This is a genomic window from Egibacteraceae bacterium, from assembly GCA_035540635.1.
Classification (GTDB): Bacteria; Actinomycetota; Nitriliruptoria; order Euzebyales; family Egibacteraceae; genus DATLGH01.
Genome location: DATLGH010000108.1, coordinates 35270 through 47242, shown reverse-complemented (window position 1 = coordinate 47242; position 11973 = coordinate 35270). Strand labels below are relative to the sequence as shown.

Here is an 11973-nt window from a genome sequence, read left to right as displayed (position 1 = left end):
ACCTCACGCGCATGGCGGTCGGCTGCCCGGCTGCCACATCCCCTACAGCGAACGCCAGACTTCCCCGACACGGCGGCGATCCGCCACCCACGCGGTACGGCGGCATGACGGCCGCGCCCGACACCGCCGTGCTCATGCGCCTCGAGCCCATCCGGCAGGCGCTCAGGGAGCTGGGGGAGCTCGACGCCGTCAGCCGCCTGTTCCACCGCGACCCCGCGGTGTGGTCGATGAGCCCGGGGGTTCAGCAGGACATCATGGAGCGCCTCGGATGGCTCGACGTCGTCGGCGGCCATCCGGAGTGGCGCGAGCGGCTGCCGGTGTTCGCCAGGGCGGTGCGCGCCGACGGGCTGGCGCGGGTGGTCCTCGCCGGCATGGGCGGCTCGAGCCTCGCACCGGAGGTCTTCAGCCGGACCTTCGCGGGGGAGGCAGCCGCGTCGCAGCTGACCGTCCTCGACTCCACGCACCCCGAGGCGATCGCCGCCGCCCTCGACGACAGCGACCTCACGAACACGCTCGTCGTGGTGTCGAGCAAGTCGGGGACCACCGAGGAGACCCGGGCGGTCGCTGCCCACGCGGCCGCGCTGGTCCCCGGGCCCGCGCACCTCGCGGCGATCACCGATCCCGGCTCGGACCTCGACGCCCAGGCGCGCGGCGAGGGGTGGCGGGCGGTGTGGAACAACCGGCCCGACATCGGCGGGCGCTACTCGGCGCTGTCGCTGTTCGGGATGCTGCCGGCCGCCCTCGTCGGCGTGGACATCGACGCGGTGTGGGAGTCGGGTGGCGCGATGGCGCGACGGTGCGGACCCGGCGTGGCCCTCGAGGACAACCCAGCCGCGCAGCTCGCCGCCTTCATGGGCGGTCTTGCCCGCCGCGGCCGGGACAAGCTCACCCTCCTGCTGCCCGACCCGGTCGCGTCCCTCGGCGACTGGGTCGAGCAGCTCGTCGCTGAGTCCACCGGCAAGAACGGCGTCGGCATCGTGCCCGTCGTCGGTGAGCCGCCCGGCGGGCCGGAGGTCTACGGGGAAGACCGGGCGTTCGTCGCCTACCGCCTCGGCGGTGTCGGCCCCGACACGACCGCGCTCGCCGACGCCGGCCAGCCGGTGCTCACCCTCGACCTCGACGAGCGAACGGCGCTGGGCGGGGCGTTCGTGCAGTGGGAGATCGCCACCGCGCTCGCTGGTGCGGTGCTCGGCGTGAACCCCTTCGACGAGCCGAACGTCACCGAGTCGAAGACGAACACCCGGATGGTGCTCGCCGAGTACGCCGGCGGGCGACTGCCCGAGCCCGAGAGGGGTGACGTCGCTGCGCTGCTCGACACGCTGAAGCCCGGCGACTACCTCGCCCTGCAGGCCTACCTGCCGGCCCGCGCCGACTACGGCGCCGCGCTCGCGCGCCTGCGGGGCATCGTGCGCGACCGTCGCCGCGTCGCGACGACCGTCGGGTGGGGCCCGCGCTTCCTGCACTCGACCGGGCAGCTGCACAAAGGCGGACCCGCCACCGTGGTGGCGTTGCAGATCGTCGACGCGCCCCCCGCCGGGCCCGCCATCCCCGGCCGGGACTACGACTTCGCCACGCTCGTGCGCGCCCAGGCGCTCGGAGACCTTCGCAGCCTCCGCGACCACGGGCGGCGGGTGACCCAGCACGCGGTCACCGGCCCCGCCGAGCTCGAACGCCTCGTCGAGGACCTCGCCGCGAACTTCGCGTGACCCCTGGCGCCGCTCGGTCGCTAGTTCGCTAGGGTGAGGCCGTGCCAGACCAGCCCGACGTGCTCGCCATCGTCCTCGCCGGCGGTGAGGGCCGGCGCCTCGCCCCGCTGACCGCTGACCGTGCCAAGCCGGCCGTGCCGTTCGGCGGGGTCTACCGGCTCATCGACTTCGCCCTGTCCAACCTCATCAACGGTGACCTGCGGCGCGTCGTCGTGCTCACCCAGTACAAGAGCCACAGCCTCGACCGCCACATCGCGACCACCTGGCGCCTGTCGCCGCTGCTCGGCAACTATGTCGTCCCGGTCCCCGCGCAGATGCGCCGCGGCCCGCGTTGGTTCGCCGGTTCGGCCGACGCGATCTACCAGAACTTCAACCTCCTCGCCGACGAACGCCCCGACTACGTGTGCGTCTTCGGTGCCGACCACATCTACCGGATGGACCCCCGGCAGATGGTCGACCAGCACATCACAAGCGGCGCCGGGGTGACGGTCGCCGCCATCCCCATGCCGATCGAGCAGGCGAACCAGTTCGGCGTGCTCGAGCGCGGCGGGGGCACCCGCGTCGCGGCGTTCCGCGAGAAGCCCGACGACCCCGAGCCCATCCCCGGTGACCCCGACCACGTGTACGCCTCGATGGGCAACTACGTCTTTACGACGAAGGTTCTCGTCGAGGCGGTCACCGCCGACGCCAGCGACGAGCAGAGCGCGCACGACATCGGCGGCAGCGTCATCCCCATGCTCGTCGACGCAGGCGCGGCGCACGTCTACGACTTCGCCGGAAACGACGTGCCGGGCGCCACCGACCGCGACCGCGCCTACTGGCGGGACGTCGGGACCCTCGATTCCTACTACGAGGCGCACATGGACCTCGTGTCCGTCCATCCGATCTTCAACCTCTACAACCGCCGCTGGCCGATCCACACCTGGGTGCCGCCGACCCCGCCGGCGAAGTTCGTCTTCGACGAGCCCGACCGCCGCGGGGTCGCGCTCAGCTCGATGGTGAGCCCGGGGGCGGTCGTGTCGGGGGGCACGGTGCGGGGTTCGGTGCTGTCCCCCGGCGTGTTCGTCCACTCCCACGCCGAGGTGGAGGGGTCGGTGCTGCTCCACGACGTCGACGTCGGGCGCGGCGCCGTGGTCCGCAACGCGATCGTCGACAAGAACGTTCGCATCCCCGAGGGCGCGCGCATCGGCGTCGACGCGGCCGCCGACCGCGAGCGGTTCACGGTCTCGCAGGCAGGCGTCGTGGTCATCGGCAAGGGCCAGCACGTGCCGGGATGAGGGTCGCCCTGCTGACCCGCGAGTACCCCCCGGAGGTCTACGGGGGGGCCGGCGTGCACGTCGAGCACCTCGCTCGCGAGCTCGCCGGGCTCGTCGACGTCGCCGTGCACTGCTTCGGCGCGCCGCGCACCGACCCGCTCGTGGCGGGAGCGTACGCACCATGGGATGCGCTGAGCGGGGACGCGCCGCACGTCGAGGCGCTGCGCCACCTCTCGGTCGACCTCGCGATGGTCGCCGGCGTGGACGGCTGCGACGTCGTCCACAGCCACACGTGGTACGCGAACCTCGCGGGCCACCTCGCGAAGCTCGCCCACGACGTCCCGCACGTCGTGACGACGCACAGCCTCGAGCCGCTGCGCCCCTGGAAGGCCGAGCAGCTCGGGGGTGGCTACGCGCTGTCGCGGTTCGCCGAGCGCACCGGCGTGGAGGGCGCGGACGCCGTCGTGGCCGTGAGCGCGCAGATGCGAGGGGACATCCTTGCCTGCTACCCCGCCGTCGACCCCGACCGGGTGACGGTGATCCACAACGGCATCGACACCGACGTGTACGCCCCCGACCCGCGCACGGACGTCCTCGCGCGCCACGGCGTCGACCCCGAGCGGCCGTCGGTCATGTTCGTGGGCAGGATCACCCGCCAGAAGGGCATCGTGCACCTGCTCGACGCCGCAGCCCGCCTCGCGCCGCACATCCAGGTGGTGCTCTGCGCCGGCGCCCCGGACACCCCCGCGCTCGCCGACGAGGTGCGTGGGCGGGTCGAGGCGCTGCGCGGCGGGCGGGAGGTCGTGTGGATCGACGAGATGCTCCCAAGACCCGACGTCGTGCAGCTGCTCAGCCACGCCACGGTGTTCTGCTGCCCGTCGATCTACGAGCCGTTCGGCCTCGTCAACGTCGAGGCCATGGCGTGTGAGGCCCCCGTCGTCGCATCGGCCGTGGGCGGCATCCCTGAGGTGGTCGTCGAGGGCGAGACCGGGCACCTCGTCGCATTCGAGCCGGGGGACGACGCGTTCGGCTCACCCGCGGATCCGGAGCGGTTCGCCCGGGACCTCGCGGCCGCGATCGACAGGGTCGTCAATGATCCGGGCCGCGCGCGGGCCATGGGCCGGGCGGGCCGCGCGCGGGCCGTCGAGCACTTCAGCTGGACGGCGATCGCCCGCAGCACGGTGGAGCTCTACGAGGGCCTCGAGGCACGCTGAGCGGCAGGACCCGGGCGTGGGCCTGCGTCGCGTCGGCGCACGCAGCGTCGACGAGCGCGAGGAACGCCTGCGCCCGGACATCCTCAAGCTCGACACCGGCCCGACCGGGCATCGACGCCGACGTCCATGCGCGGCGGCGTGACGACGGCAGCGGGCGGGTACACCGAACGCATGCGCACACAACCTCACGTGCTCGTCCTGGCCGCGGACCTCTTCGAGGACATGGAGCTGCTCTATCCCGTTTACCGGTTGCGCGAGGAGGACGTCGCGGTGACCGTCGCCGGGCTGACCGCCGACCCGGTGACGGGCAAGAGGGGCCACGGTCCCGTCGAGGTCGACACGACCGTGGACCAGGTGGACGGCGAGGACTTCGACGCGCTCGTCATCCCGGGGGGTTTCGCTCCCGACCAGCTGCGGAGGTCCCCGGCGGTCCGCGCGCTCGTCGAGGACTTCGACGCCGCGCTGAAGCCGATCGCGTTCATCTGTCACGCCGGCTGGGTGCCGATCTCCGCGGGCATCATCAAGGGGCGGCGGGCGACGAGCGTCGGCGCGATCCGCGACGACATGGTGAACGCCGGCGCCGACTGGGTCGACGAGCCCTGCGTCGTCGACGGCAACCTCATCTCGGCCCGCACGCCCTCCGACCTCGGGCCCTGGATGAAGGCGCTGCTCGCCGCCCTCGGCCTGCCGCGCGCCCCATAGGGCCCGCCCCACGCGTCAGGGCACGAGCACTTGCTTGCCGAAGAGCTCGCCTTCGGCCATGCGCATGTACGCCTCGCGGGCGTCGCGCAGCGGCACCTGCGCGTCGACGGGCGGGCGCACGTCCGAGTCGGTGAGGAAGCGCACGAGGTCGACGAGCTCGGCGCGCGTTCCCATCGTCGACCCGACGACGCGCAACTGGCGGGCGAAGACGCGATTGAGCTCCGCCGGCGGGTTCCAGCCCGTGGTGGCGCCGGCGACCACGACCGTGCCACCCCGCTCCAAGCTGCGCAGCGAGTGGCCGAAGGTCGCCTCTCCGACCGTCTCGATGACCGCGTCGACGCGCTCTGGCAACCGTTGACCTGGCGCGAGCGCCGCGTGCGCGCCGAGCTCCTCGGCGCGCACCCGCTTGCCCTCGTCGCGGCTCGTGACGTACATGCGCACACCCGCCGCCCGGCCGAGGAGCAGTGCCGCTGTCGACACCCCTCCGCCCGCGCCCTGGACGAGGACCCGGCTCCCGGGACGCACGCGGGCCTTGACGAAGAGCATGCGGTAGGCGGTCAACCAGGCGGTCGGCAGGCACGCGGCCTCGGCGAAGGACAGTTGGGGGGGCTTGTCGACGAGGTTGCGGCTCGGCACGGCCACGCGCTCCGCGTGGGTGCCGTCGTGACGCTCGGACAGGATGGACATGTCGGGGGCCAGCGTCTCATCAGGCCAGCCCGGCGTGGCGATCACCGCGTGGACGATGACCTCCCGGCCGTCGGTCGTGATCCCTGCCGCGTCGCAACCGAGCACGATCGGCAGACGGTCCGCGCTGACGCCGACGCCGCGCAGCGTCCAGAGGTCGTGATGGTTGAGCGCGGCGGCGCGCACCTCGACGACCTCCCAGCCGTCGGGCGGGCTCGGCTCAGGATGTTCGCCCACCTCGAGCGCGGCGAGCGGGTCGTCGGGGGTGGCGCGCGCGGCGGTTACGGCGAGCATGGCGCGAAAGGCTACGCCAACGCCGGGCACCCGAGGAGCGAGCGCTCGCGGGTCAGCCCCGCGCGTCCACGATCCCGTCCTCGACGAGGCGGCTGAGCACGCGGGCGAGGAAGGAGGCCATCTGGTCGCGCCGAACGGGGCGCCGCGGTCCGTAGGCGTTCGGGCTCACCCCAACGGCGAAGCCCGCGGCGGCCGCCTTCGCGATGGCGGGCTCGTGCACGTTGCCCGCGACGTCGCCGAAGCCGTGCGCGGGCGCGGGCAGCCCACGGGCGGCGGCGAGCTCGTAGGCGCGGACGAGAAACGACGCCATCTGGTCCCGCGTCACCCGCGCGCGCGGGCCGTACTCGCCGGGGCGCACGCCGACGACGATGCCCGCCTGGGCGAGCGCGTCGATGCGGTCGGCGTGGACGTTTCCCGCCGTGTCGGTGAAGTGGCTGCCGGAGGCCTCGAGGACGACGCCCGCCTCCTCGAGCAGACGGCCGACGAACGACGCCATCTGGTCGCGGCGCACGCCGGCGGCCGGCCCGTACGTCGTCGGCCCGAGCCCGCGGGCGAGGCCGTAGGCGACCGTGCAGCTGATCGCGCCGGCGTGAAGGTTGGCGGGACTCACGTCGGTGAACCCGGCAGGCGGTATGGCTTCCGGTGGGCATGCCCGCGCGATGAGCGGGTCGCGGTACGTCCCCGTCACCCGCAGCGGCCCCGACGCGAAACGCCGGCCGACGGTGCCGTTGTCCCGCTCCGCGACGGCGTACACCCAGTAGCGCCCACTCGGGACGCCGCTGGTGTCCCAGCGGTAGGTGTTCTCGCCAGGAGCCTGGCGCAGCCCGGCGGCGATGAGCTGCCCGTCCGTGGCGCCGCGCACGGGGGTGTAGTAGAGCGAGACCCGGGTCGGGCGGTCGCGGCCCGCGGAGGTGTCGCGCCACACGACGGGGAAGGCGTCGTCGACGGTCTCGTGATCGGCGCGGAGGCTGATCTCGCTCACCGTCCACCGGCGCGGGCCGGGGTCTTCGTTCGGGTCGTAACGGAACCGTTCGACCGCTCCGACCCAGCCGCTGCGGTGCGGGCTGCCGGCGGGGCTGATCGCCTCGGGCGGCTTCGTGTGGAGGTCGAGGGTGTAGGTCTCCACGCCCGGGTAGACGACGATCTCCCGGGAGTCGTAAAGGAACGGCGTCGGCCCCTGGCCGACGTGACGCCACAGGAAACGCCCGTGCGAGCCGCCTCCCGGCGAGAAGCTGAGGTCGAACGGCCCCTCGAGCGTCGTCCGCACCGTCAGCCGGTGGAAGCGCGCGGTGTCGATCGGCGCTCCGGTGCGCAGGACGAGGTACGGGTCACCGCTCGTGTTGCGGGCGTGGAGGGTCCCGTTCTCGAACCGCACGTCCGTCGCGTTGCCGATCTCCGCGATGTCGGTCGGCTGCCGGAAGTCCCACGCGTCGCCGGTGACCGTCGCGGCGTAGTCGGCGCCGCCCCGCTCGTGGGGTGCCGAGAACACCGGCACGGGGGCGTCCACGAGCAGCGGTGCGCTCGAGGGACCACTGTCGGCGTAGAACCGGTACTCCCCCGCCGGGAAGGCGTCGGCGGGAAAGGTCGCGGTGCCGCCGCCGGTGTGCAGGACGCCCCACCCTGGCTCGTCCGGGCGGTTGTTCGCCCGGTCGGCGTCGGCGTCCCAGTGCAGCGTGCCGCCGGTGTAGCTGACGGTGACCCGCTCGCCCGGCTGGTACAGGCGGGCCCAGTCGAGGGCCATGGTCGTCGGCGTGCCGTCGCCGGCCACCGCGAGCCGGATCTCCACGGGCCGCCCCGACCAGCCGCCCGGTCGAAGGTCGATGGTGTAGTGGCGCCACCCGGGCTGGAGGGTGAACCCCACCCTGTTCGTGCACCGGCCGGCGTCGGGACCGCAGTTGTCCCAGAAGATCTCGGCGGCCCCTCCCCGCTCGGCGTAGAGGCGCAGCGACAGGTGCGTGTACCGCGCGGCGTCGACGGGGTTGGCGAGCCCCTCCCTACCGATCGCGAACGCCGACGGGGCGTAGCCGGCGAACAGCAACCCCACGTTCATCGTCGTGGTCTTGGTCCACCGCAGCGCCCCGCCCTCCCTGCGGGGGCGCACGTTGCCGTGCGCGGGGTCGGGCGGCTCGTCCTCGCGGTTGGCGTAGTCGAGGGGGTCGGCGAGCGTCTCGGTCCAGTAGTCCGGGGACTCCTGGACGACCGCCTTCGACACCGCCGGCACGCTCTGCGCCTGCGACGTCGGGGGCGCCAGCGCCGCTGCGAGGCTCGCGACGACGACCACCACAACGGCGCGGCGCAGGCGCCCGCGCCGCCCTGCCGGTTCACTCCAGATGCCGGTCATGTCCCCCCCATTCGGCCGTCGGGCCGGGCGACCATAGCGCATCGGCTGCACATCCCGTGCGACCGCGACGCCAGCCTTCTTGCGGTAGATCAGCGCGGCACCGGGGGCTGCCCGCCTGCGTGACCTCGAGCGGTTGGGGGTCAGGACGGATCGGCCCGCAGGGTGACGGTTGCGACCTGGCGGGTGGTGATGGTCACGGTCGCGGGGGCAAAGCCCGGAGCGGTCACGATCCAGCGGCCGGGAGCGAGGTGAAGGAAGCCGGCGCGGCCCGTCCCGTCAGCAAGCACGGCGGGTGGTGCCGGCCCCCCGCCCTCCGGTGCGATGCGGACCTGCACGCCGTCGGCGGCGACGACGACCAGATGGCCGGCGGGCGACGAGTGGCGCGCGAGGGCCGGCGCCGGCGCCGGGTCGACGAACAGCCTGTGCGGGAGGGCGGCGAGCAGCGCCCCAGGGTGCCCCGACGCGGTGGTCTGCTGGTAGCTGTAGAGCACGACGCCGTCGCTGGAACCGCGGGCGCGGGCGAGCTGTGCCAGGGAGCCCTCGACCGAGTTGAGGTAGCTGGCCTGCCCGACGGCGAGCACGCGGCCGGGGCGCGGCACGTGCGCCTCGAAGGACACCCAGTCGTCGAACCAGGTCCGCTGGGCGGTGTCGTGCTCACGGAAGTAGTTCATCGGGAACGCCGCGTCGATCGTGCCGTCGGCCAGCCAGGCCGGCCAGTCCTGGAAGACGTCGCGGAACGTGCGGGTGTTGGGATAGCCGCCGCTGCTCCCCGGACCCGCGCCCATCGTGCTGGCCGCGATTGACACGGCGACGTCGGGGTCCACGGCGGCGACCTCGAGGAACACCCGCCGCGCGAGGTCGCGCGTCTGCCGGCGCCGCCACTGGCCCCACACCGGGTCGGACGGCGCGGGGGTGCCGGCCTGCCCGGTCAGCACCCCGTAGCGGTGAACGGCGGTCGGGTGGTAGCCCCACTGCTCGCCGTCGTAGCGGAGGTAGTCGATGTGCACGGCGTCCACGTCGTAGCCGGCCGCGATCTCGGCCAGGGCGGCGGCCACGTGGTCCTGGACGGCGGGCACGCCCGGGTCGAGGTAGGTGCTGGGCGCGCCGGTGTGGCTGCGTGTCGTCCAGGGGTCGGCGGTGTGCGGTCCGTGACGGGCCCAGACGTGGTCGGGCGGCAGCGGCAGGTGGTCGTAGACACTGTGGTAGGCCGGAAGGGTCGACATCCACGCGTGGACGGCCAGCCCCCGGTCGTGGGCGGCCGGCACGACGTGGGCGAGCAGGTCGAAGTCGGCCGGCAGCTCGGGGTCCGGGGTCCGCGGCAAGACCGAGGACCGGTAGTAGGCGTCCTGGCGGCGGGCGACCTGCACTACCACGGTGTTGAGGTTGGCACGTACCGCCGCGTCGAGCACGGCGTTTACGCCCGAACGCGACTTCAGCGTGGGGTCGAAAAGGTGGATCCACACGCCGCGCAGCTCGGGCCGCGGGCCGCCGCGCCGAGCCTCCTCGTAGCGGGCCTCGAGCGCGGTCACGAGCGCGCCCGACAGCACGTTCACGCCGCCGACGAGACGGGTGGCCGGTTCGCTCGCGGCACCCTCGGGACGCAAGCCGCCGAGCCGCAGCCAGCGGTCCGTGCCCGCACCGGGGGCGTCGCGGCCCGCGTACAGCACCGGGCCGCCGGACCGCGCGGCGACCCAGCCGGCAGCGACCGCGTCGACGAGGTTCGCGTCACCCTGGCCGACGAGCAGGCGCCGGCCGGCCGAGGGAAACGCCCGGGCCACCGACGCGGCCGTGCCGCCCCGGTCGGCGCCCGACACGCGGCGCACCCCGTCCGGCCCGACGAGCCGGCGCAGGTGGGCCTCGACGGCCTCTCCCACCACGCCGTACCCGCCGACGACGACGACGCGCTGCACGCCGGCAAGGGCCTGCTCGGTGACGGCCGGTAGGTCGTGCTGGCCCGACAGGAGCAGCTTGGCCCCGCCGCGGGCCGCGGGCGCAGCCGCCACCAGCGAGTCGGCGGGGCGTCGGCCGTTGACCACGAACGCCGTGCCGGCGGCGCCGGCCTCCTGCGACAAGGCCGCGGCGGTCGCCTCCCGCGACGACCCTGCGACCCGGCGGACGGAGACGCCGAGGCCGGCGACCTCGGCGTTCACGGCGGGCGACACGGCCGCCGGGCCCCCAAGGATCGTGACCGTGCCCGGGGCGAGGCGGACGAGCTCGTCGCGGGTCGCGGCCGGCAGCCTGGCGGGGTCGGTGAGCAGCACCGGACCTCCGACGGCATGGGCGAGCACCGTGCCGGCCAGCGCGTCCGAGAGCCCGCCAGCCAGGTCGCCGCGCGCCACGAGCACGTGCGCCGCCCCGTCGGGAAATGCGACCGCCGACGCGCAAGCGGCCGTCGCGTAGCGGTCCGGGCCGCCGAGGCGCTCGATCGGCGCTGACGCCGACACCGCCTGCAGGCAGCCGGCGCCAGCGCCGGCCGCCGGGGCGGCCACCGGAACGGCGACGGCCAGGGCGACGGCGAGCGCCACCAGGAACGGCCACGACCCCGGGTACGGCATGCCCTCCACCCCCTCGGCGCCCTTGGCAGCGCACGGCGGTGCAGCGTACGCCAGCGCCAGGCCGCCCGGCGTCCTGGGCGCAGCCTCACGCGCCGGTCGCATTCATGACACCATCAGAGAAGTACGCCGAGGCTGTTGCGCTGACGCCCTGAGCCCGCAGGCGTAGTGGGTTCGCTGCCGCCACCGTCTTCAGAAGTAGGTCATGTACTCGACCACGGCAGGCGTTTGCATGTTCGGGTAGGCGACCATCGGCTCCAGCAGGATCTCCTGGAAAGCGAGCACCTTGCCCCAGGCCGGGTCGATGATCAGCTCGTAGCGGATGGTCGCGCCGCTGTGGTCGCTGACCACGCCGATCGCCGTGCCGGTGCGTCCGGCACGGTCGACGGTCTCGCCGACGAGCTCGGTCGATTCCAGCCGGGCGAGGACCTCGTAGAGGGCGGCCCGCTGCTCACCGCTCAGGGCGTGGGAGTCCAGCAGGCCACGGACCGACTCGAACACCTCGACGTCGTCGGGGATGTCAGGGTTGGTCGCTCGTGCCGCCAGGAAATCTGCAGCCTCCTGCGGGTCGCTGGGAAGCCGTGCCGCCAGTTCACCGTACGGGTCTGCAGCACTGACCAGCTCGCCGTCAACGTCGTCGGGCAGGTCACGGAGCTCGTCGCCGACCTCCAGTGGGTCGCCGCTCTGCGCGCGGTAGTACAGCCCGTCGGGCGTCCGCCACCACTGGCGCACCTCGGGCCGCATCTGCGCGGGCGCGTTGCCGCCGGTCATCGCCCAGGTCTCCACACGCCAGGTCGTGGCCTGTGCATCCTCCGCCGGTGCGCTCCCCGCTGCGGCGGCGGCCTGGAGCAGCACGTCGGACAGCGAGCGGTCGGTGGACTCGTAGCTGAGCATCAACTCGGCCGGACTCGGCGCATCGGGGGTGAGTAGAAGCGCTGGGCCGACCAGCAGCGCGGCAGCGATCACGGCGGCGACGCCGGCGAGTGCCGGGAGGCGACGCAACCAGCCGCGGCGGAGCGTCGGCCGGGTGTTGGTCTGGGGTTCTCGGGTCGTCGTGGGCGACATCGAGGTGATCTCCTGAAGGAGGGCCTGCTTGGCCACGCTGGCCGACCACACGGAGGCGACCTCAATCTCGTCCACGCCAACGGCCCGACGGACGAAGTCGTCGATGGGGTGCTCGTTGTCGCGGGTCACAGTGCTTCCTTCGGGTCGGGACGGACAGGT

General features: G+C 73.8%; 9 protein-coding genes. 5 read left to right on the top strand and 4 right to left on the bottom strand.

The window, feature by feature from the left end; genetic code table 11:
- The first annotated feature begins 104 nt into the window (after positions 1–104).
- The 5 genes from VM324_16465 to VM324_16445 are packed head-to-tail and all read left to right on the top strand — an operon-like array spanning position 105 to position 4878.
- Positions 105–1706 carry a hypothetical protein gene (locus VM324_16465; GenBank protein ID HVM00885.1) on the top strand — a complete coding sequence of 534 codons (1602 nt, stop codon included), beginning with the start codon at positions 105–107 and terminating at the stop codon, positions 1704–1706.
- A gap of 41 nt (positions 1707–1747) precedes the next feature.
- Positions 1748–2983, top strand: coding sequence for a glucose-1-phosphate adenylyltransferase (gene glgC / locus VM324_16460; protein ID HVM00884.1), 1236 nt, complete (start codon positions 1748–1750; stop codon positions 2981–2983).
- Positions 2980–4176, top strand: coding sequence for a glycogen synthase (glgA, locus tag VM324_16455; protein HVM00883.1), 1197 nt, complete (start codon positions 2980–2982; stop codon positions 4174–4176). The genes glgC and glgA overlap by 4 nt, the downstream gene beginning before the upstream one ends.
- A gap of 16 nt (positions 4177–4192) precedes the next feature.
- Positions 4193–4318, top strand: a complete 126-nt coding sequence (locus tag VM324_16450) for a hypothetical protein (GenBank protein ID HVM00882.1) — start codon at positions 4193–4195, stop codon at positions 4316–4318.
- Entirely contained in the window at positions 4315–4878 is a 564-nt protein-coding gene (locus VM324_16445; GenBank protein ID HVM00881.1) for a type 1 glutamine amidotransferase domain-containing protein, read from the top strand. The genes VM324_16450 and VM324_16445 overlap by 4 nt, the downstream gene beginning before the upstream one ends.
- Positions 4879–4893: 15 nt before the next feature.
- Here the strand turns inward: VM324_16445 and VM324_16440 are convergent, their stop codons facing one another.
- From VM324_16440 to VM324_16425, 4 genes are all read right to left on the bottom strand, one after another.
- Complete coding sequence (locus tag VM324_16440; GenBank protein ID HVM00880.1) at positions 4894–5856, bottom strand: zinc-binding dehydrogenase; 963 nt, start codon at positions 5854–5856, stop codon at positions 4894–4896.
- Between the two features lie 52 nt (positions 5857–5908).
- On the bottom strand, positions 5909–8197 hold the full coding sequence (locus VM324_16435) for an S-layer homology domain-containing protein (protein HVM00879.1): 2289 nt from the start codon (positions 8195–8197) through the stop codon (positions 5909–5911).
- A gap of 140 nt (positions 8198–8337) precedes the next feature.
- Positions 8338–10752 (bottom strand): family 10 glycosylhydrolase, encoded by a 2415-nt coding sequence (locus VM324_16430; protein HVM00878.1) that lies wholly within the window; start codon positions 10750–10752, stop codon positions 8338–8340.
- Positions 10753–10941: 189 nt separating this feature from the next.
- On the bottom strand, positions 10942–11943 hold the full coding sequence (locus tag VM324_16425) for a CU044_5270 family protein (GenBank protein ID HVM00877.1): 1002 nt from the start codon (positions 11941–11943) through the stop codon (positions 10942–10944).
- Between the last annotated feature and the right edge of the window lie 30 nt (positions 11944–11973).

Excerpts from the sequence above, each read along its gene's own strand:
- glgA (HVM00883.1), top strand. The coding sequence starts at position 2,980 with ATGAGGGTCGCCCTGCTGACCCGCGAGTACCCCCCGGAGGTCTACGGG.
- VM324_16440 (HVM00880.1), bottom strand. The coding sequence starts at position 5,856 with ATGCTCGCCGTAACCGCCGCGCGCGCCACCCCCGACGACCCGCTCGCC.
- VM324_16430 (HVM00878.1), bottom strand. The coding sequence starts at position 10,752 with ATGCCGTACCCGGGGTCGTGGCCGTTCCTGGTGGCGCTCGCCGTCGCC.
- VM324_16465 (HVM00885.1), top strand. The coding sequence starts at position 105 with ATGACGGCCGCGCCCGACACCGCCGTGCTCATGCGCCTCGAGCCCATC.
- VM324_16435 (HVM00879.1), bottom strand. The coding sequence starts at position 8,197 with ATGACCGGCATCTGGAGTGAACCGGCAGGGCGGCGCGGGCGCCTGCGC.